The sequence below is a fragment of the Bacteroides sp. AM16-13 genome, assembly GCF_003602705.1.
Lineage (GTDB): Bacteria > Bacteroidota > Bacteroidia > Bacteroidales > Bacteroidaceae > Bacteroides > Bacteroides xylanisolvens.
Window position 1 is genome coordinate 28,720 of record NZ_QTLK01000034.1, and the last position, 21,239, is coordinate 49,958.

A 21,239-nucleotide genomic window follows, 5' to 3' on the forward strand; every position below is an offset into this window, starting at 1 on the left:
AGAAGAAGAGGCTTCTTTTTAATAAATCCGGACTGGGGGTATGCCCTATTTATTATAACGAATAGCAAAATAATTCATGGCACTGGTTGCATCACCCTTTACCGAAATCGTAGCTCCCTTATCAACCCAGGAAGCACCGTTGCTGGCTTTGTTGTTCTCGGGCATTAAACGAATATACACATTCTCTTTACCCAGCAAGGTCAATGGCAGCTCCACATCAATGGCTTTATAGCCCGGACACTGTGATAACAACGTGTTGGCCCATACTACCATATCAGGTACGGTATAGGAGGTGATGTAATGCCAGTCGGCTTCATTGTCCATATCACCGGTCAATGACCATTCGGCTTTCCAAAAGCGAGGTTTGCTTACTTGGTTACCGGCATTATTGCTGACACTAAGCTGCATGGAAAGATGATTGGTTGTGATGTTTTTAGTCGAGAAGTTTACAATCCAGGCATACCCGCGATTGTTCTCTTCATCCCACCAGTAGGGGTTCGCCCAAGCCAGCCAGGCATTGCCGCCTGTATTGCCTTTACCGTCAGTGTTGGTATCTTGATAATTCTTCTGATAGTCTGTTCCATCTTCAAGAATAATACCGAACCCGTTTACATTACCTCTATTGTCTCCAAAAGGACCGGTTGCGCTATTACCTACAGGACCAAGATATGTGTAATCACCACTACCATTTCCACGCAAACCGTTACCGATCTGATGTTTGGTATAAGTGTGACGGAAGCGACCTCCATCTCCATAGGTAGAAGGGAAAGAACCATCTTCTTTGATGATGCCATTGGTGTTGATATAACGGAATTCAGTAATTAAGCCTGAAAAACTGTTTTTGAAATCATCTGCCATCTTAAAGTCGGATCTCGACATGTGGCGAATCTGATAACGACCGATGTCGCCGGCTTTTTCTTCATCAATCAATCCGTTTGCTGCTTCCAGGTATTCGAAACGAGTGAAAAGCTCATGTACGATAACACCGGACATGTTACCTGAACCATAAGGCAAACGAGTACCGTCACGGCGATAAAGGCAAGTCGTATTGGTGTAGATATACATGCTGTTACCATTGATATCACGCATCAGCGTTGCATATTTGGCACAGCGATGGGCACCACCGGCATTGGCATAACCTTCGTTGATCGGAGTCAGGCTGCCTTTGCGGACAGGCAGTTCACAATCTTTCAGTGTGACATAAGTATAGATGTCTTCGTCCGTCAGATCTCTCATATATTTTTCTTTTACAGGCAAATCCGACGCAGTACCTTCAGTGGACGACATGACCATAGAAGCTGTTACTCCGGAAATCGTGTAACGTTCGGGATCTTCTTGCAGGATTACCTTGGTTCCTTTTAATAGGATCTGCACTTTGCTGTAACGTGAGAACGTATTGTCGTCCACTGTGGGAGTTTCAATACAAAATCCGTAACGTCCGTCAAGGCTCTCGATATAAGCGGTCTTCTGTGCGATAGTATAGTCAATTGAATTTTGGGTAGTCTGTATGTTATCGCCTACATTGCCGGAGTTGCGGTCGCTTACTACATATCCGGTAATATAAATATCATCGGTCACCTTCATGCCGTCCGTATCACCCAAATTGCGAACATCTATAAACGAAACCTCAACGCCCAACTCGTCCTTTGCATTTGCTTGCATTAGGAAAAGTTGTTGTTTGTTTTCGACTTCCCAACCGTCAATGAAAACCAAATTAACGGTAGCAGTACGTACTGCGCGTTCGTCGGGATTCGGATCGGTCTGGATGATAAGAAAACCATTCTCATAAGTGATATCCCTGACCCAACCATCCTCTTTGTCGAGCACTGTCATAGCTGCTTCGTCACTTGTGTAATCTACACTGATATGGAGATCTTTTATGTCGACATTCATATCAAGCTCTGCTCTAACTTCGCCTCCATAACCATGTACAGTCATATTAGGCTTGGCTAATTTAAATGTCGGGGTTTTCACGCCTTTCTGTTTCAGGTAGATCGTATCTGAAAGGTTTGCACTAGTGGCAGTCAGGCAGATCTTCGCCATACGCGGGAAGCCGTCGTTAAAATCGTACTCTACATGGAGTGTGCCGTCTCCCGAAAGATTTCTTTCGGCTACTGCTACCCATTCACCGTTATTATCTTCAAGCGCAATGTTATAATTCTGGTTTGAATAGACTTTAATTGCCAAGTCGCCAGCATCAGAAGAGAGCGTATAGGTTTTTCCGTCGGCTCCAAATTCTTCAAAGTTGGCTTCATCTCCATTGTCCAATTCGCAGGCGGACAATGAAAGCATGAAAGCTCCTAAAAAAGTGACCAGTTGTATTGGTCTGTATTTAATAAATTGTTTCATATTAGAGTCATTGTATTTAACTGATAAACACTAATTCTTTTATTTTCATTCCTTTCCCAGTTGGGTAATCGTAGTGCTGGTTGTCACTACTTTCTGACCACCATTAATTGTATTGGCGGGGATGGAAATTGCTAAACGCACTTGGGCGCTGCGGGGCTCATAAGCAGGATTGGCAGCCAGTTTGATATGAAGTTTTTCGCTATCATAGGATACTTCTTCAATCCAATTTTCTTCGGGGTTTTCGGAGCTATACGTTACGAGATACCTGATGCGGTAGAGGTCGTACTTTAGATTCGTGTCGAGCTCCAAGTCGAGTGTAGTGGTGGAAGCTGGCGTTTCTACTGTCTGTTCATTGATGATAAGACGAGCGTCACTTGACGAAATTTCGCCGCTCTGTACCAATGTTATTGTATCACGAAGATGCTCTTCGGTTTCAAAAGCCAGTTGCACTTTACGGTTTACACCATAGTTGGCAGCGTATGAGAATATGATTTCGCTGTTCTCCTTACCAGAGAGGCGGTCGATAGAAGCCCAGTCCACTTTCTCCACGAAATGAGCATTCCAGTTCTTTGTGGCATACACTAAGATGTGGGTGGTTCCTGTGCCCGAAGATAAAATCAGATTCTTCTGTGTGAAAGCCAGTGGAAGTTCCCATTCAAAATCTTTCTCACAGCTTGTAAGTATGAAGCTGAATGTCGAGATTATCAGTAGGAGTGAATGATATAAGTATTTTCTTCGTATCATAATTGTAAATTGTTTCATTAATTATAGTAACAGTTCTATCATTTTTCCCAAGTCATATAGACCGGACGATGGTCGGAGTATTTCTTGGTAAAGTCGTCGATGATAAAGTTCCCTCTGGTGAAAGCGGACTTCAAGTCAGGCGAAATATAGATGAAGTCAATACGTGCCCCGAAATTTTTCTCCGAAAAGTTTTTATCGAGACGTGCCGAATCAATAAAACCGAAATCAAGAATACGTTGATGCACCGAGTAGTCGATTTCTCCATTTACGAGATTCTTTAATGCAGGGCGCTTTTCTTCTTCTTTGCGAAGGCGGTCGGCCAGGCGTCCGTCGGCATATTTTCCGGCATCGACGGGGGATACGGAATTGAAGTCACCCATGATGAGCCATTTCTCGAATGGTCCATTTTGGCGGATGGTTTCGAGAATAAGGTCAATGTCAAGCTGGCGGCTCTCATAACGGTGTGGACTAAGGTGCAGCGAAATAATGTGGTAACCATTTATCGTACCCATTACGAATCCATGCCACATGTTGTTTTCCACCTTCATGATGTTCACGATAGGATATTTAGATGTTATGGCAGTCGGAAATCCTTTCTCTTTCTGCAACACTGCATAAGGGTGCCCATAGGAGGCAGCTAATGCTTCAAGTGATTTCTGCGTAAATTTATTGGCTTCCTGCAGACATACGATGTCGGGATCCTGGTTGCGCATCCATGTAGAGAATATGGTCTTTCCTGCGGTGGTATCGGCACGCATACCATATTCTATGTTGTAAGATATAATTTTCATGGTCTGTTTTCCTCGTTTGTCTTTGGCAAACCCAGGCAAAGCCATCATTAATGCAAATAGTGTTATTCCTAGACAATTAAGTTTCATATGATTTGAATATCTGGATAAATTATTATTGAGGAGTAGTTGAACCATAGTAAGCATCATAAGCTTTGTTATCGAGTGCATAGCCGGAATAAACGACCTGCGTGTCCGGAATCGGATAGTATTCATGACAAGGACGGATATTCTCTTTTAAACTTGATGAACCGGTGTTTTCATAAGTCTGCGTATACCAGATTCCCCAACGAACCAGGTCGAATTTACGCTGGAACTCACCAATCAGTTCGCGTCCGCGCTCTTTTTGGATTTCATCCATCAATCGTGCCCAAGTGCGGAATTTCGGGTAGTCACCAATGCCTGCACGGTTGCGGGTCATATTCAGATATTTCATGGCAATGTCAGGATCTTGCTCCAGCTGGCAGTAACATTCTGCTTTCATTAACAGTGCGTCGGCATAGCGGAATATCTTATAATTATTTCCGTCGCGGCTACTGTCAAGATATGGACACCAGAATTTCGGGCCCGGCCAGGGGGCAGTGCTTACACTTTTGAAAGCATGGCCGTTGTATTCCCAAGCCATATTATATTTGGCACGTAAGTCACCGCCAATCTTTGTTTGCAGATTCTGGCAGAAATAAGCAGTGGGACGCCAGGGAGTCCAACAAGTAGACTTGTCGCCCAATTCCGGAATTTCCACGCCGTCATATTCGCAGGTACCTGAACGGCGGGTGATAGGCATACAAATGCTGGCAAGGTTGGAGGTATAGTTCAAACCACCGGCTACATAAGAGTGCTGGATTTCAAAGATTGATTCAGGCGTATTCTTGTTACGGAACATTACATCTTCGAGTGGATATTGACCGAGGTCGCCATAAATCTCTTCGAGCTTGGATATTGCGTCAATCGCTGTATCCCACTTCTTGTTCCACATCGCCATTTTGGCAATCAGCATCCATCCTGTGGCAGCACCCGTACGATTGGAGGCCACTTCTGACGAACGTACCTGATCCATCAGGGGAACAATTGCTGATAATTCCTTTATTAGATATTCACGCGTTTCCACAGCCGACATACGGCCCAAGCGTCCTATCTTTTGCTGTGTTTCCACATCTGCCACATGTTCTGTATAAAAAGGCACATCGCCAAAGAATGAAGTCAGTAGGTAGTAATAGAACGCACGCATGATTTTGCCTTCGCCTAACAGAGGAAGTTTCTCATTCTCTTCGAGTGGAGAGTTTTCGATTCCATTGATGGCAGCGTTGCAGTACATTACGCCTTTGTAGCCATTGTTCCAAACGGTTTCACCGTGGCGGGGCTTTGCGGGGGAAATATCCAGACGGGAATCCAATGTACCCGAATTGATATACATGAGGTCGGTGCAAGACTCTGTAGCGATAAAGAGTGTATAGTTATAAGTTCCGTTTAAAGGAATGTAACACGAGTTGAGTGCAGAGAGACATTGTTCCTTCGTCTGATAAAAGTTATCGGGTGTAGAAAAACTTGACGTATCTTCTTCCAGACTACAGGAAGCTAGCACGAACATTGACAGAAGAGCGGTCAACCAATTTTTTCTTTTCTTCATTATCATAGTTTTCATATTATTGCATTAATTAATATCTGATTTGGGCACTGAACGTAATGGTACGCGGTTTTGGGTATGCACCCAAGTCCATACGTCGTAGGGTAGAATCGCCGCTGGTTGATACGTCAGGGTCGAATCCGTTGTATTTCTTCCAGAGGTAGAGATTCTCACCGTTTACACTCAAAGTCAGATCACGGATACATTTCGTTTTCTTGTAAAGGTTGAATGTGTAGCCGATGGAAATACTCTTCAAGCGCAGGAAGGTTGCATCATGAATTTGCAAGTCACTGGGTACGTGTGTATCAATACTCCCGGCACGAGGAAGATCGGAGTTCGGGTTACGAACCGGATGCCAAGAGTCGAGCATGTAACGGTATTGGTTGGTAAACGTACTTCCCGACATATAGAGTTCGGCATAGTTGTAAATTTTGCCACCCAGGGAGTAGTTGAAGTAGATACCCACTTTTAAGTTACCGAAACGGAAGGTGTTCTGCAAACCTCCATAAATCCAAGGATCGGCATTGCCCAGATAAACCAAGTCGTCCTGACTAAGCGTTCCGTCGTGGTTGATATCGTAGTAACGCACCGAACCGTTTGAAGTTGTAGAAGGAGATGCGTAGGCAAAAGTAGCTTTATTACGGTTCACTTCGTCTTGGTTTTTCCATACACCACCATATTTGAATCCCCATAGGGCGTTCAAGGGGTAACCTTTTACATAACCATACATCATGTATGAGTTGTTGCCTGGTGCACCATAAGCTTTCACGAAATCTTCCGTACCGATGTCATCCACATTTTGTTCATTGTGAGCAATGGTGAAGGTAGTCGACCATGAGAATTTCGGTTTCTCGATATTACGGCTCTCGATGGTTAGTTCGATTCCCTTGTTTGAGGTCTTGCCAATGTTGGTCAGGCGGGAAGAATAACCGGTTTGTGTCGGTGTCTGTAAGGTTAGCAACAAGTCTCTGGTTTTCGAAATGTAGGCTTCGGCAGTCACGAACAAACGGTTGTTCAGGAACGCCAGGTCAATACCAAGATTGTAGAGGTCGGTCTTTTCCCAAGTCAGGTTAGGGCTTGCCAGACGCGAAGGATAGTATGCCGCAGGTTGTGAACCACCAAAAAGATAACCATTTGTGGTACTGGAAAGAGCGGCCAGCGAACGATAGGTGCTGATTGCGTCATTACCGGTACGTCCGGCACTCACGCGGATCGCCATTTCATTAACCCAGTCGACCCCTTTCATAAATTCTTCTTTAGCAGCATTCCATTTCAAAGCTGCGGAAGGGAAGAATCCCCACTTGTTATTAGCGGCAAAGTTGGAAGCACCATCATAACGGCCAGTTACAGTTAAATAGTATCTCTGTTTGTAGTTATAGTTGAAACGAGCCAATAGAGACATTTTAGTACGCTTGCTGGTGCTCGATGAGGCCGAGTATGTTTGTTTGTCTTGTACGGCATTCATGTTGTTCCATTTTACGTTGTCGTCCATATACCCTTTGCCATTCAGCGAGAAATCATTTGAAGAAAGGCGCTGTCCCGTGAAACCAAGAAGCCCGTCGAATGTGTGGCCCGAGTCCAATGTTTTTAAATAAGACAGGGTGTTTTCGGTCAGGAGGTTGTGGTCGTCATACTCGGCGCGATAGGCTTCGCCTCCCTCTCCTTCAACCTTGGCAGGCAAGGTGCTTGGATAGTAGCGGTAAGTGTGACGCTGGTACATATAGTAGGTGAACTGACTTTTAAACCTCAAATTCTTAATGGGTTCGATTTCGATGAAACCGGTATGGTTAGTAGAGTGGCGTACCTGATAATTGGTGTTGAGCAATATGGTAGCCAACGGAGTGTTGATCTTCTGTCCGGAATAATAGAACGGGTTATAGTCATCCATTGGTTTAATGGTAGGACTCAAATAGATAGCGGAGTTCCACCATCCTGTACCACCGATAGAAGCTAAATTCTCGTCGTTGTGTCGCCAAGTGTAATTGCCGGTATATCCCACTTTCATCCAATTAAAAAGTTGGTGGGTAAGTGAAACACGCCCCGTGATACGTTCCTGACCGCTGCGGCGAATTACCCCCTCGGTGTTGTTGTAGCTTAAAGAAACATAATAAGACGTTTTCTTTGTTCCTCCTGACAAAGAGAGTGCGTAATTCTGGTACATGGCTGTACGTCCGATCGTATTTACCCAGTCGGTTCCTTCGCCCAAAGAGAAGGGATCGGAGTAAGGGTATGATGACAGGGGAGTGCCATCGGTAATCTCATCATTTCCATCCGCGGTATTAAAATAAGCATAATCGTTACGATATTGTGCCAGTTCAGATGCATTCATGATGTCGAGCTTCTGTGGAATTTTGGAGAAACCGATATCTGTTTTGAAGCTAATACTCGGTTTGTCTGCATTTGACAGTCCCTTCTTGGTGGTGATGATGATAACACCATTACTACCTTTCGAACCATAGATAGCCGTAGAAGATGCATCCTTCAGTACAGAGATGGATTCGATATCGGCGGTGTTCAAGTCGTTCAGGTCATGAACGGCGTCCATAACACCATCGACTACGATCAGCGGTTCATTAGAGGCCGAGATTGACCGTGTACCACGGATACGGATAGAAGTCGTGGCACCCGGTTCACCGGTCGTTGACATGATATCCGCACCGGCAATACGTCCTTGCAAAGCCTGGTCGATAGAAAGTACCGGAGCGTCTTGGATATCTCCCATTTTAACATTCGATACGGAACCGGTCAAATCGGCCTTCTTAACAGCTCCATAACCGATAACTACAACTTCGTCCAAGGCTGTTTTCTTATCTGGTAAGAGCTTTACATTGATCTTTTCGCGTCCCGTCACATTGATTCTTTTCTTTTCATAGCCGATAAAGCTAACCTCCAGGGTGCCATTGGCAGGGACCTGTATCTCATACCACCCGTTAAGGTCGGTCAAGGTGCCGACATGTGTTGTGGCTTCCCTGATGGTTGCTCCAATCATGGGCAAGCCTTCTTCGTCGAATACCGTTCCGGTCACTTTGATTTTTCGATTTGCGTTCTGCGCCACTGCTTCCGGAAGCAACAGGCAACATGCCACCAGCATGAGCAAAGCATTTCGGAAAGTATTCCGATAGAGCGATGCATTGTATTTATTTACTAATTGTCTCATGTGCTTTTATAGATTAAGCGCTTTCTTAAATAAGTTTATTCATTATAAATGCGGCAAGTTACCGTCACTGGATAGTGATCGGAATAGTTGTCGGTGAAATTGTCCATCAAGATCTGGGCATTGAGCATGTTGCGCATAGCCTCTCCTGATGCATAGATGAAATCGATGCGCGAACCTTTATAAGATTCGGTGGGACCTGTCCATCCTCCGTAGATGGTAGGGCAGCTGCGCACAAAGTTGATATTCATCTCACGGACAGGATCTCTATATCCATTGTCGAGAATGGTTTGATGCACCTGATAATTGATAGTGTTTCCCCCGGAAAGATCGTTTTTATCAAGTGGGGAGAACGAATTGAAGTCGCCCATCATCAGCCAGTATTTTTCATCAGGATACTTGCGGATAGTATTGTCGAGATACGTTTGAACCTCTTCCAAACGGTAAGCGTCGCCATTGGCGGCATTTGAACCGGAGGGGGTATACGAGAAAGGGTAAAGATGAAGTACCAGAATGTTGATACCTTTGATCTTGACATGAATACCTCCGTGCCATACCCCATCCAAAATGCGGCTTACCACTTCAATGGGATATTTGGAAGTGATAGATACGGGATAGCCGCTTTCCTTGCACATTTCGGCATAGGGGTGTCCCCAACGAGCTGATAATGCTGTTAGCTTTTCTTTGGTAAATCCATTGGTTTCTTCAATGGCCATAATGTCGGGGGCCTGTTCGCTGACCCAAGTTACAAAGTTGTTGTAGTCGTTGGCTTTATCCAACTTCATTCCTTCAAGTACGTTGTAACTCAACACTTTTAATGTTTCAGTCGTCACACTGGAACCGCTGTTTAATTCGAGGTCTCCAGTCGGCAGTTCTTCATCATCGCTACAACTGAAGTTGCATACAGCCATTGCCAATGCCATTGCAGCATAAAGTATTTTGCTAAATTTATTCATTGTACGTTATCTATTTATTTGTTATAGCGAATGCTTACATACATTAGTCCACTTGTGCTGTTGTTGTTAATTACAGCTGTGTCATAAGTAGTGGTTGTTCCGGCTTTATTAGCTGAAGGAATCAGGCGCAGATAGACAGTGCTTTTACCCAACAAATCAAGAGGTAACTCTATATTAGTATTTTTCCATGCATTCAATTGTTCGTAGAGTGTATTTCCCCATTGTACTACGTCAGGAATTGTGTACTCACCAACTTTCGTCCATTCGCCATCTTCGTTCCCATGTTCAGACCATTCTACATTCCAGTAGCGAGGTGCGCCAACGCTGTAATTCAATGTGGCAAGTTGTAGTGATACGTGTGTGCCGGTGATGCCAGAAGTCGAACACTTAATCATCCAGCTATTTGCTTTTCCTGTAGAAGAGTTCCACCAGGTTTTAGCTTGGAAGGCCAAGTTCTTGCTAGCGGATATAATACCTTTTCCGTCAGTTACTCCGTCAATAACTCCCAGATAACCATAATCGGTTGAGGCTGTTGGAGTTACGGCAGTATGCCATAATTCACCATTTCCTTCAGAAGGAAGTACTTTCGTACCTGAAAGCTTAAATGCATTCCATTCAGCAATAATAGTAGAAAAACTATTGTTTTTCGATTGGTCGATTTTAATGTCTTCACGCGAGAGATGACGCATCTGATAGTGTCCGATATCTCCACCATTCTCGAAACGAGTGTATTCTTCATGTACAATGACGCCTGATATTGTTCCTGAACCTTGTGGCAATATATTGCCATCGCGACGGTAAGGACAATCAATATTTGTCATCAAAAACATACTTTGTCCCTGATTGTCGTGCATTAATAAAGGATAACGGTCAACACGTTTCTGATTGTAAGTGGGACAGTAACCCTCATTGAAAGGTGTAAACGGCCCTTTACGAATAGGAAACTCACAGTTTTTCAATGTTACAAAAGTATACACATCATTATCAGTAAGTTCAGACATTGTGCGTTCTTTCTTTACCAACTTCGTAGCATCACCTTCTTCTTTAGAAATAAAGCTCTTGAAAGTCATGTCTGTCAACGTGTAACGTTGAGGATTATCTTCTTTCTTTAAAGTCAGACCTTTCAACCAGATTTTCACTTTATCGAAGGGAACAAGTTCATTCAGTTCTTTTGTATCAAAAACCAAAGCAAAACCATACTTTCCATCTAAACTCTGCACATAAGTAGTGCGATAAGTAGTACTTAGGTCGATATCTGTTTTAGAAAGCTGCGTATTAGCTGCATTATTAGCACCGGTAGCATCGCAAACGACTATCCCCTCAATAGCCACATCCTCCTCAATTTTTTGAGAACCAGTCGCATCGTTCACTAGTTTGCGAACCTCGGCAAATGAAATGGTTTCGGTTTGCTTGGTACCTCCCATCTCCATCTGACCTATATTAAAATCTGTAGTATGAGCTTTTCCCCAGTCATCAACATACGTAATATGTAGTGTAGCATTACGTTCTCCCACTTCAGGCTCATTGGCAGCAACCTTCACCTGCATTTTATTCATTTCTTTGTTAAATAAAAGCTGTGATACCCACTCTTCGCCTTTGTCATAATCCACAGTCATCGCAATACGAGTACTGTCACTAGCAGGAATATTAGTATTCAAATTCACTTCCAATTCTTTACCTACTGCAGAAACACGGGCTTCTTTGTCTGGAAAAGCGATAGAAGGAGATACACCATATTGATAAATATAGATAGTATCTGCTTTTACTTTATTGGCAAGTTTTACAATCACTTTACCTTTACGAGGAAATTTTTCATTAGCTCGCCAAACTAAATTAAAACTTCCGTCTCCTTCTCCACTCTTACGCTCAATATTGACCCATTGACGGGTTAATGAATCGCGCTCCACCGTCCATGCACATGTCGCTGTCAAAGGGACTTCACGCCTGCCTGCTTCTGACGAAATATAAATATTGGACGCATCACCAATGGTTACCACTTCCAGTTCTTCATCATCATCACATGAAAAACAGGAAAGTGACAAGGTCACGATACTAAGATATAGAAATATGTTTTTCATTACTTTGTTTTTATTCATCTAATAAATAATAATATACATCGTCCAAGCGATAGACATAGAAATTATCTACAAATACACGATTATTGCCTGTAGTGAGAGTGTAGTCACCACCAATGATTTGAAATTTGGTATTAGCAGTAACAGGGCGTTCAGGAGGACTTACCACATAAAAATTATGGCGTCCTTTATTCCACATTGTAGTAAGTACATCAGGATCAAGAGGGTCATAATAATCCAGATCGATCGTTTTTGTCGTAGTGTGGGTGTCAGCAAATTCGCCTCCATTCAATATGTTGATAACTAATTTATTATTATCTTTTGTCCCATCCTCTTCAGTATAAGCAACTGCATCAAATGAAACAAGCAGTACAGAGTCTCTTACAATGTCAGTAATGTAGGGTGTGATAAGATCAGCACCATGTCCTTGATCGTCACCAAGGCGGATAAAGCCGAATTTACCATAACAATAAGCTTTGTCTTCCTCCTTTGCGATAGTTGACGACCACTGATACTCTTTCTGTGCTTCCGTCCAGTCGCCAATCAATTTCTCATTCGTAGTCACATTGGGAGAGGCGGTAGATGAACCATACTTCAGCCATTCAAAATCTTCACCTAGCCGGGTTGTGAATCCCTGGCGAATGTTGATAAACCTACCGTAGTCGACCTCGGGGGAGGTGATTGAAACGGTTGCGATACGGCGTTTGTAATCTTTGGTTTGTGCTTCCCATGCGAGATGCCATTCGTCTTCACCAGTCGCTTCGTTCCGGCCCACTTTTTCTGCTTTCAACCAATTTTCAATTACTTCTTCTTCCTCCTGTTCGTTAGCAGGAACTTTGCTTTGTACTAAAACTGAATAATTCGTATTAGTCTTAACAAAGATTGAAAGCTGTCCTGCCTTAGGAGGAATATTGAGAGCTTCATCAGGCTTCATCTCTACTTTCTCTCCTGTCTGGTTGTCCACATGACTCACACTAATAAACTCGTTTCTTCCTTCTTCGCTGTCATCGCAACTCCAGTAGGAAGGAAGTAATAAGAATAAGGTTAACAGAGGTAACCACCGCCTCCATTTTACATTCTTGGGCAAATGTTTGCACAATAAATTAATTTCCATCATATAAAATATAAATTAATTAAAAATAAAATACTCTTTGTTTTAAGTGCAAATGACTATATAATATATTGCTTAATAATGACGGAGGATTTACAGTTCTGTTAAGAGGTTATCTATTAGAACAAAATCGGAATAATTTAGCATGGGTTTCATGCAAAATTCACATCGGTAAAGTGATAAGTGTTTCTTTCTTTTCATAGCGTTTGTAGTTTCTACTTTTATCTTTTATTATAGGTTGACGCCACAAATATAAATATAAAAAGCATATAAACAAACTTTTTAGAAAGAAAACGAAAGAAAATAGATGCAATGGAAAGAAAAAGAAAGGGAAGGCACATGAAAAATAACTTTTTATTGTGATAGATTGTTTTCTTGGAGATGATTTATCGAAGGTGTTTGCCACAAAAAACAAAAGCTACGGGAGTTTCCCCGAAGCAAAAGTCTTGAAGCTTCGGGGATGTTTTTTATATTGATGGAAAAAGTATTGTGGTAGCACGAAACATCGTCGGTGCTACATATTCTTGTTTATTACTTGTTTTCACCTTCGGACGAATATAGTTGGGATAGTGGTCAGACAATGCATGCGTATTCTTTTTCACGTCTTTGTGGATGAACCGGCATAAAGCCGACGTAGATAACATATTTACCTATCTTTATGTGTTGACAAAAAATAAGGCGATCGATATGAAACGAAAAGAAGTGCGCTGGGATTATCTGACTTTAGAAGATGTACACGATGACTTATTTCATTGTTCAGTTACTCCGGAAACCACCATCGTTTCGAAAGAAGAAATCAGCCTGATTCATTCAATCATTAAAAGCTTGCCGGAGAAAAGAAGAAATGTGTTAATGCTAATCAAGTATCATGGTCTAAAGAATAAAGAAGTGGCGGAAATCTTGGGTATTTCGGTTAAAACAGTAGATAATCATTTGGCTGCGGCTATTCGCGACGTACTGGAGGCATTACAAAAGCAAGATATAGATTCCGGTAGCCGGATGAGGCTTATGAGTTGGTTACTTTAGTTCTTCTTATAAAATTGCGGAGACGAATCCTCGTTCCATTTATTTTTCGTCAATCTAAGAAGCTGTTTCCTTTTTTTTGTCTTACTTTGCATATCAAATAGTTATATTCCATTTTTGATATGCGTTACTCCGTCATAATCCCCGTTTATAATCGTCCCGATGAAGTGGATGAATTATTGCAAAGTCTTACCATGCAACACTTTAAAGATTTCGAAGTCGTTGTTGTAGAAGATGGTTCCTCCATTCCCTGTAAAGAAGTAGTAGAACGGTATGCAGGCCGGTTGAATATAAAATATTTCTCTAAACCTAACTCCGGTCCGGGACAAACCCGTAATTACGGGGCAGAACGTAGCGAAGGGGAATACCTTATTATATTAGATTCTGATGTCATTCTTCCCGAAGGATATTTCGATGCGGTAGAGAAAGAACTTCTCGCTTCTCCTGCCGATGCTTTCGGTGGTCCCGACCGTGCGCACGATTCTTTCACGGATATCCAAAAGGCGATAAACTATTCCATGACTTCTTTCTTTACGACCGGAGGAATCCGTGGCGGGAAAAAGAAGATGGACAAATTCTATCCCCGTAGTTTTAATATGGGAGTTCGCCGGGCAGTGTATGAGGCTTTAGGCGGATTCTCAAAGATGCGTTTTGGAGAGGATATTGACTTTAGTATCCGTATCTTTAAGAACGGCTATACTTGCCGGCTTTTTCCGGATGCCTGGGTGTATCACAAACGCCGCACTGATTTGAAGAAGTTCTTCAAGCAAGTGCATAACTCCGGCATTGCCCGTATTAATCTTTATAAGAAATACCCGGACTCTCTGAAACTGGTGCATTTACTTCCTGCTGTATTTACGCTGGGAGTGGCACTCTTATTATTAGGAACCCCATTCTGTCTTTTCAGTTTTACGCCGATCATTCTTTATGCATTGCTGGTATGCATGGATTCTACTATTCAGAATAAGAGTCTGACTATTGGCATATATTCCATAGCCGCTGCATTTATACAACTTATCGGCTATGGTACAGGCTTTTGGCGTGCATGGTGGCAGCGTTGTGTCAGAGGAAAAGATGAGTTTGAGGCTTTCCAAAAGAATTTTTATAAGTAACCTACTTTTAATTTGTTTACTACCATTTCTATTTTTACTTAAAAGGAATGTTGTACGACACCCGGGTCTCAATACGTCTGACACCCGGGTCTCATGCTACTCAACACCCGGGTGTCAGGTATGCTGAGACCCGGGTGTCGTACAACTTGTCTCTGCATAGAAAAAAGAAGAAGTCTGCAACCAATTTTTTTCTCATTGCCTCTATCATTAAATTAAATAAGCCTACCTTTACACCTTCAAAACATAGCAAATGGAAAGTAAACACAAACTATCCATCAACCAATGGGCACTGGAGGACCGCCCACGGGAGAAAATGATGGAAAAGGGAGCAGCAGCATTGAGCGATGCCGAACTACTCGCTATATTAATCGGCTCCGGAAATACGGAAGAAAGCGCTGTTGAACTGATGCGACGCCTGCTCCTGTCTTGTGATAACAATCTCAATTCTCTAGCGAAATGGGAAGTCTGCGATTATTCCCGTTTTAAAGGTATGGGACCGGCGAAGAGTATTACAGTGATGGCAGCATTGGAACTTGGAAAGCGTCGGAAACTGCAAAACACAAAAGAAAGGCCTCAAATCACCTGTTCAAAAGATATTTATGATATCTTTCAACCTTTGATGTGCGACCTCGAACAAGAAGAATTCTGGGTTCTTTTATTGAATCAGGCAACGAAACTGATTGATAAGGTGCGTATCAGTACCGGTGGAATAGATGGAACATACACCGATGTACGCACCATCCTTCGGGAAGCATTGCTGCAAAGAGCCACCCAAATAGCTGTGGTCCATAATCATCCTTCAGGGAATATCCGTCCTAGTCAGCCTGACAAAACACTGACAGAACATATTCGTAAAGCGGCAGATACAATGAATATCCACCTGATAGATCATGTCGTCGTTTGTGAAGACGGGTTCTTTAGCTTTGCGGATGAAGGATTGCTTTAATTTTCTCTACATCTTTATTCCCTTTTGCAACAATTTACCATCTGGGTACGTTTTTCATATTAGTGAAGATAGAGAATAGATGTAATATTCTTTAGGTACACGATGCTCATTCCGTACCTAATTTTTTATGTTTCATTTTTTATCTCTATCTTTGCGATACATAACAAAATGAGAAGACGTATGGAAAAGATTGAAATAGAAGAAAAGATTGTAGCCATGCTAAAAACGGTGTACGATCCGGAAATTCCGGTGAATGTATACGATCTTGGACTGATTTATAAGATAGATGTCTCCGATACTGGAGAAGTGGTACTTGATATGACATTGACAGCCCCTAACTGTCCGGCTGCTGATTTTATCATGGAAGATATTCGTCAGAAAGTGGAATCGGTGGAGGGTGTGACTGCGGCTACCATTAATCTGGTGTTTGAACCGGAATGGGACAAAGATATGATGAGTGAGGAAGCGAAACTCGAACTCGGTTTTCTCTAGTTACGAGTGATAACCTCATAATCAATCTCTTATAACTAACAACTCAAAACTCATGAAGAACGTTTATTTCCTTTCCGATGCGCATCTTGGGTCCCGTGCTATTGAGCATGGACGCACGCAGGAACGGCGTTTGGTGAACTTCCTTGATAGTATAAAGCACAAGGCTTCTGCTGTTTATCTGTTGGGAGATATGTTTGATTTCTGGTATGAATTCCGGCTGGTCGTCCCCAAAGGATATACCCGTTTCTTGGGAAAAATCTCCGAACTGACGGATATGGGAGTGGAAGTGCATTTCTTTATTGGCAACCATGATATATGGTGTGGGGATTATCTCACCAAAGAATGTGGTGTCATTATGCACCGTGAACCGCTGACTACCGAAATATACGGAAAAGAGTTCTATCTTGCTCATGGTGACGGGCTGGGCGACCCGGACAAGAAGTTCAAACTGCTTCGTTCCATGTTTCACAGCAAAACATTACAAACATTGTTTTCCGCTATTCATCCCCGATGGAGCGTGGAACTTGGTTTATCATGGGCGAAACGCAGCAGGCAGAAACGGACTGACGGAAAGGAACCGGATTATATGGGGGAAAATCAGGAGCATCTGGTACTATATACAAAAGAGTATTTGAAAAGTCATCCCAATATAAACTTCTTTATTTACGGACATCGCCACATTGAACTTGATTTGATGCTAAGTGTCACTTCACGTGTGCTGATACTTGGAGACTGGATTAATTTCTTTTCTTATGCCGTATTCGACGGCGAGAACCTTTTTCTTGAAGAATATATAGAAGGAGAGACGCAGGTTTGAGGCGGATAGTTTCATCCCGGTTTGAAACAAAAAGTTTCCCGGTGTGAAACGGAATGGTTTCTCGGTGTGAAACACTTCGTTTCTCGGTGAGAAACAAACAGTTTCAAGGCATGAAACAACTAGCTCGCTTAAAAGGATTGAAAAAGAGCTCATGCTTGAAGAGAAAAATCTCTACCGATAAGAAATAATTAAAGCAATAAATCCCTGCTCCAACATTGTGGAACAGGGATTTATTACATTATTATGGGTTGTTTTCTATGATAACTCTGATTACAACCGTTCAATCAATTGTTTACTGGAAAGTTGGTGTATAACTTGAAGCTATTAGCAGGTATAACAACAGGCTGTTCAGAACTGTTAGTCACATTCAATGTTTCACCATTCAATTCATACCAATCTCCCGTGTTACCAAAGTACACACCTGTATTAATCTGTTCATTCTTGAAATTGCCTACTACAACCAGTTTCTTTGTAGTGGATTCCAATCTTAGATAACGACCTTTGTCCCAATCGGAAACACCTACTTTCCAGTCTTTGAATGCGTTGTCGCTGAATAAGTCCGGATTATCATTGCGTAATTTCAGCAAAGTGCTATAAGTGTCGTATAATCCTTTCCGATATTGGTCAGTAAGATAATCCCATTTCACAGGCTTGGCATCAGTATTCTTTTCAGTTCCCATTGTTCCATCGTACTTATACATTATGGAATAATCATATCCTAGTTCGCCAAACTGCCAAATCATTTTCGGTCCTGGAACGGTCAGGAAGAAGGCTGCATTTGTTCCCAGTTGTTTCATGCGGATATCAAGACCTGCATTTTGAAGATTGCCAAAAGCAGTTTGCTTGTATGCAACTCTTTCTTCATCATGGCTTTCCATGAAATTAACCCATCCTTCAGCAGGCATTCCGCTATTTCGCATGTATGAAAAATCAGAATTGCTTGATTCTCCCATTCCGGATTGGCAATAGCTTTCATTCATATTATGCCATAGTTTCATCCCTGCTTTAGCCAATTCTGACTCTTCATCCAAATTGCAGAAGTGTTCGAGAATCATCACTGCATTAGGATTGGTCGTATTCACTGTTTTATAGTAATCTTTCAAGATAACAATACGGGAGTCATCTTTGTTGCTTGCCGTTGATTCATTGCTCTTGTTTTGAGTAAATCCTTTGGTTAAGTCAAAACGGAAACCGTCAAACTTATACTCTTCCAACAAGAACTTCAAGTTACGTTTTACAAATTCACGTACAAGCGGCGATTCGTGATTGAAGTCATGGAATACGCTGAATGGATGCGGAGCATCGACATTGAACCACGGATTATTCTTGGCTGTCTTGCTTTCTTTCGAATTCCAATAAAGTTTAGCAAATGGATGACTGCCAGTAGCATGGTTGTAGACTACATCCAGTAATACTGCAATGCCTTGTTTATGACATTCATCAATGAATTGCTTATATTCCTCTTTCGTTCCATATGCTTTGTCCATTGCAAAATAATAACATGGATTGTATCCCCAGCTATTATTCCCGTCGAATTCTTGTATAGGCATCAGTTCAATCGCATTCACTCCCAGACTCTTGATGTAGTCCAAATGTTTAGTAGCCTCTTTGATTGTACCCGTAGCAAGTTCGGAACCTACTTGTGTGAAGTCACGGAATAGTAACTCATAGATTACCATATTGTCAGGATTATCAATCTTGAAGTCGGATACTTGCCAATTGTAGGATGCCGGTTTTGTTTGGAATACGGAGACAATGCCTGTTGTCTTTCCATTCGGATACTGTATGGCACTAGCCGGATAAACTCCTTGTTCTACAAGATATTTATCGTTCGAGCCATCCAGCACTTTTTCACAATAGGGGTCGCCAATACGAACATTGCCGTCTTTTTCACTACCCATGTAATATTGGAAACCATACTCTTTGGCGGGGTCGATGCCTGTAACGGTGTACCACCAGAAGTGTTTGTCGTTATCACGCTTCATCTGATATTCAGTACTAAGTTCCCAATCATTGAAGTCGCCAATGAGACAAGCATAATCCTTGTAATTGTTATCCGTATCCAAATCGTATAGTGCGAAAGTCACAGACGTTCCGTCAGCCGATGGATGGATACCCGCTTCTTCTACCGGGCAGGCAGCTATCTCTACCGGAGCCGGTGTGAAAGTCTTGTCTCCTGTTACTGTGATAAAAAAGTCGCTGGTTTTCTTTTCGTCAGTCAACGCTTCATCATTGCGGAAGAGGATGCAGACATTTTGAATGTTTGCTGCATTTTCCGCGCCAAACCATTCGCGTACTGTCGGGGCAAGTGTAAAGCACCAAATATTATCCGCCACTTTCTCTGCCTTGTATTTATCTTCATTTACACCCCATTCCGTAGGAACATACATCCAGTCATTGATACCGATGTGAACATATACATCACCTTCATAGCCGTACAAGTCGTCACCGGCTGCTGCTTTATACCAGATTTTACCTTGCTTGTCGCCCTTGAATTTAGTAGGGTAATTATTGATTCCTTCTACCAATTCTTCGATAGACGGCTCGTGATCCAGTTCGGGGATTTCCGGACCGGTGATTAACATCTCATGGTTTTCGTCGGAACATGCTACTATCGTGAATAGACAGAGCAGCATCCAGAATATATGTTTTATATCTTTTTTCATAATGTATTTTCCATTTATTATTCTTTAATGAGGACTAGTCTACCGTTCAGATAGAATTTGATGGTATAGTTACCGGTTGCGTCCATTGAAATATTATCTCCAGTAAAAGGACTGGGTGTATCTAATGTTCCCCCGAAACTAACACCGGAATCCCAACTGGAATTGACGCGGAGTTTAAATTCACCCACAGTCATTTCAGTCTTTGCAGTCCAGCATTTTTCTGTTGCATCATAAGTTAATTCTTTGCCGTTTTCCCATCCTCCTGTGGCTGTACCTATAATATCCATAGATGTTATTTCTGTTGCAGAGGCATACTTGTCGTCCAAATTGACTACAATGTAATAAATACCCTGTGGTAAAGATAAGTTTCCACCATCATTTGTCATACCTTCTTTCGAGGTAAAATAGTCATATCCATAATCAAGTCCGCCATTCGAACCATCCGGCCAATAGGGCTGTGCGGTAAACTTAAAGCCACCGTTCAATTCCGACATTCCCCAATAAGCATTGTTTCCTTCTGGCTTATATAAAGTCGGTGCTTGTGAAGGCTTCCATTCCTGATGATTTCCTGGTATCCATAAATGAGGTGCATCCATTGTTTTCTCAATCTTGTAAGTGCCTTCCATCATGTTGATGGAGATTCTAACTGATTTATAATCGCCACCGGATATTTTGATAGGATTTGCTGTTTCTGATAAAATGAGATTGCCTTCTGGAGCATCGTTGTCTGCATCAACCGCGCCAAGTGATTTGCCTGAGTTGGATTTAATCAGGAAATAGGCATCTTTTGCACCGGTGTTATCTGTAACCAGAGCAGGAACTGTTGTTGTAAAGACTGAATTGGTATAAGGATCACCACTTGTATTAACAAATGCTACATTCTGTTCCCAAGTCAGAGAGCCATTAATATAATAAGCGCTTTCAATAACCGGTGCTTCCGGAGTAACTTTCAACTCATAGCTTTCAGCCGGTGCCGCATATACTGTCTTTCCGACAGCCACGTATGACGTTAATACTGCATTCATGGTACGTTCTACCGGACGGATACCATATATTTGCGCCACTGCATTCTGCAAATCTTCCGTTGCTACGTATCCTTTGTCGTCTACAATTAAAGTCACTTTATTATCTAACTTCATTTTATAGGATAAAGTGGCTTCTTCTTCAACGGCAGGAGCTGTAAATACGGCAACCGCTACGGATTCTTCCTCGACATTTCCAATATTAATCGGGGCTACACCTGTAGCTGTAAAAGTTATTTTGCCGGCAGCTTCTTCCTGTCCGTAAGACTGTGGGGAAGCTACCCCTTCATTAAAATCTTCGTTGCAGGCTGTTAGTGCGGCAGCCAGTAACACGGTTATATATATTGATAATTTTTTCAT

16 protein-coding genes are annotated in these 21,239 nt (G+C 42.3%); 5 read left to right on the plus strand and 11 right to left on the minus strand.

Annotated features, from left to right (window positions below; all coding sequences use genetic code 11):
• Positions 1-45: 45 nt before the first annotated feature.
• The 9 genes from DW173_RS21280 to DW173_RS24020 form a co-directional block, all read right to left on the minus strand.
• On the minus strand, positions 46-2,349 hold the full coding sequence (locus DW173_RS21280; RefSeq protein WP_120145175.1) for a DUF5689 domain-containing protein: 2,304 nt from the start codon (positions 2,347-2,349) through the stop codon (positions 46-48).
• A 45-nt stretch (positions 2,350-2,394) separates the two neighbouring features.
• Positions 2,395-3,093, minus strand: a complete 699-nt coding sequence (locus DW173_RS21285) for a BACON domain-containing protein (RefSeq protein WP_158593291.1) — start codon at positions 3,091-3,093, stop codon at positions 2,395-2,397.
• A 38-nt stretch (positions 3,094-3,131) separates the two neighbouring features.
• Positions 3,132-3,971 carry an endonuclease/exonuclease/phosphatase family protein gene (locus DW173_RS21290; protein WP_233562269.1) on the minus strand — a complete coding sequence of 280 codons (840 nt, stop codon included), beginning with the start codon at positions 3,969-3,971 and terminating at the stop codon, positions 3,132-3,134.
• 25 nt (positions 3,972-3,996) lie between these two features.
• Positions 3,997-5,508, minus strand: coding sequence for a RagB/SusD family nutrient uptake outer membrane protein (locus DW173_RS21295; protein WP_233562271.1), 1,512 nt, complete (start codon positions 5,506-5,508; stop codon positions 3,997-3,999).
• A gap of 28 nt (positions 5,509-5,536) precedes the next feature.
• Positions 5,537-8,662, minus strand: coding sequence for a SusC/RagA family TonB-linked outer membrane protein (locus tag DW173_RS21300; protein ID WP_192918788.1), 3,126 nt, complete (start codon positions 8,660-8,662; stop codon positions 5,537-5,539).
• A 35-nt stretch (positions 8,663-8,697) separates the two neighbouring features.
• Positions 8,698-9,615 (minus strand): endonuclease/exonuclease/phosphatase family protein, encoded by a 918-nt coding sequence (locus DW173_RS21305; protein WP_120145179.1) that lies wholly within the window; start codon positions 9,613-9,615, stop codon positions 8,698-8,700.
• A gap of 14 nt (positions 9,616-9,629) precedes the next feature.
• Positions 9,630-11,693: a DUF5689 domain-containing protein gene (locus DW173_RS21310; RefSeq protein WP_008645137.1), complete on the minus strand. Its 2,064-nt coding sequence runs from the start codon at positions 11,691-11,693 to the stop codon at positions 9,630-9,632.
• A 10-nt stretch (positions 11,694-11,703) separates the two neighbouring features.
• Positions 11,704-12,807: a hypothetical protein gene (locus tag DW173_RS21315; RefSeq protein WP_008645140.1), complete on the minus strand. Its 1,104-nt coding sequence runs from the start codon at positions 12,805-12,807 to the stop codon at positions 11,704-11,706.
• Between the two features lie 461 nt (positions 12,808-13,268).
• Entirely contained in the window at positions 13,269-13,445 is a 177-nt protein-coding gene (locus tag DW173_RS24020) for a hypothetical protein (RefSeq protein ID WP_008645144.1), read from the minus strand.
• Between DW173_RS24020 and DW173_RS21320 the strand changes: the two genes are divergently transcribed.
• The 5 genes from DW173_RS21320 (at position 13,414) to DW173_RS21340 (ending at position 17,191) form a co-directional block, all read left to right on the plus strand.
• The gene (locus DW173_RS21320) at positions 13,414-13,827 is read left to right on the plus strand and encodes a sigma-70 family RNA polymerase sigma factor (RefSeq protein WP_120145180.1); all 414 of its coding nucleotides are present in this window, start codon (positions 13,414-13,416) and stop codon (positions 13,825-13,827) included. The genes DW173_RS24020 and DW173_RS21320 overlap by 32 nt on opposite strands.
• Positions 13,828-13,946: 119 nt before the next feature.
• Complete coding sequence (locus DW173_RS21325; RefSeq protein WP_120145181.1) at positions 13,947-14,936, plus strand: glycosyltransferase; 990 nt, start codon at positions 13,947-13,949, stop codon at positions 14,934-14,936.
• A 250-nt stretch (positions 14,937-15,186) separates the two neighbouring features.
• Positions 15,187-15,882: a RadC family protein gene (radC, locus tag DW173_RS21330; RefSeq protein ID WP_004314429.1), complete on the plus strand. Its 696-nt coding sequence runs from the start codon at positions 15,187-15,189 to the stop codon at positions 15,880-15,882.
• Between the two features lie 180 nt (positions 15,883-16,062).
• Positions 16,063-16,374, plus strand: a complete 312-nt coding sequence (locus DW173_RS21335) for an iron-sulfur cluster assembly protein (protein WP_004314431.1) — start codon at positions 16,063-16,065, stop codon at positions 16,372-16,374.
• A gap of 52 nt (positions 16,375-16,426) precedes the next feature.
• A complete protein-coding gene (locus tag DW173_RS21340; RefSeq protein ID WP_004314435.1) occupies positions 16,427-17,191 on the plus strand; it encodes a UDP-2,3-diacylglucosamine diphosphatase in 765 nt (254 codons plus the stop codon).
• A 284-nt stretch (positions 17,192-17,475) separates the two neighbouring features.
• Here DW173_RS21340 and DW173_RS21345 read toward each other — a convergent pair whose 3' ends face one another.
• Together DW173_RS21345 and DW173_RS21350 are read right to left on the minus strand one after the other, a co-directional pair.
• Positions 17,476-19,857 (minus strand): alpha-amylase family glycosyl hydrolase, encoded by a 2,382-nt coding sequence (locus tag DW173_RS21345; protein WP_120145182.1) that lies wholly within the window; start codon positions 19,855-19,857, stop codon positions 17,476-17,478.
• Positions 19,858-19,874: 17 nt separating this feature from the next.
• A complete protein-coding gene (locus DW173_RS21350; protein ID WP_225450259.1) occupies positions 19,875-21,239 on the minus strand; it encodes a DUF5115 domain-containing protein in 1,365 nt (454 codons plus the stop codon).

Coding starts and splice junctions, on each gene's coding strand:
- DW173_RS21280 (WP_120145175.1), bottom strand. CDS start 2,349: ATGAAACAATTTATTAAATACAGACCAATACAACTGGTCACTTTTTTA.
- DW173_RS21285 (WP_158593291.1), bottom strand. CDS start 3,093: ATGATACGAAGAAAATACTTATATCATTCACTCCTACTGATAATCTCG.
- DW173_RS21290 (WP_233562269.1), bottom strand. CDS start 3,971: ATGAAACTTAATTGTCTAGGAATAACACTATTTGCATTAATGATGGCT.
- DW173_RS21295 (WP_233562271.1), bottom strand. CDS start 5,508: ATGAAGAAAAGAAAAAATTGGTTGACCGCTCTTCTGTCAATGTTCGTG.
- DW173_RS21300 (WP_192918788.1), bottom strand. CDS start 8,662: ATGAGACAATTAGTAAATAAATACAATGCATCGCTCTATCGGAATACT.
- DW173_RS21305 (WP_120145179.1), bottom strand. CDS start 9,615: ATGAATAAATTTAGCAAAATACTTTATGCTGCAATGGCATTGGCAATG.
- DW173_RS21310 (WP_008645137.1), bottom strand. CDS start 11,693: ATGAAAAACATATTTCTATATCTTAGTATCGTGACCTTGTCACTTTCC.
- DW173_RS21315 (WP_008645140.1), bottom strand. CDS start 12,807: ATGATGGAAATTAATTTATTGTGCAAACATTTGCCCAAGAATGTAAAA.
- DW173_RS21320 (WP_120145180.1), top strand. CDS start 13,414: ATGAACCGGCATAAAGCCGACGTAGATAACATATTTACCTATCTTTAT.
- DW173_RS24020 (WP_008645144.1), bottom strand. CDS start 13,445: ATGTTATCTACGTCGGCTTTATGCCGGTTCATCCACAAAGACGTGAAA.
- DW173_RS21325 (WP_120145181.1), top strand. CDS start 13,947: ATGCGTTACTCCGTCATAATCCCCGTTTATAATCGTCCCGATGAAGTG.
- radC (WP_004314429.1), top strand. CDS start 15,187: ATGGAAAGTAAACACAAACTATCCATCAACCAATGGGCACTGGAGGAC.
- DW173_RS21335 (WP_004314431.1), top strand. CDS start 16,063: ATGGAAAAGATTGAAATAGAAGAAAAGATTGTAGCCATGCTAAAAACG.
- DW173_RS21340 (WP_004314435.1), top strand. CDS start 16,427: ATGAAGAACGTTTATTTCCTTTCCGATGCGCATCTTGGGTCCCGTGCT.
- DW173_RS21345 (WP_120145182.1), bottom strand. CDS start 19,857: ATGAAAAAAGATATAAAACATATATTCTGGATGCTGCTCTGTCTATTC.
- DW173_RS21350 (WP_225450259.1), bottom strand. CDS start 21,239: ATGAAAAAATTATCAATATATATAACCGTGTTACTGGCTGCCGCACTA.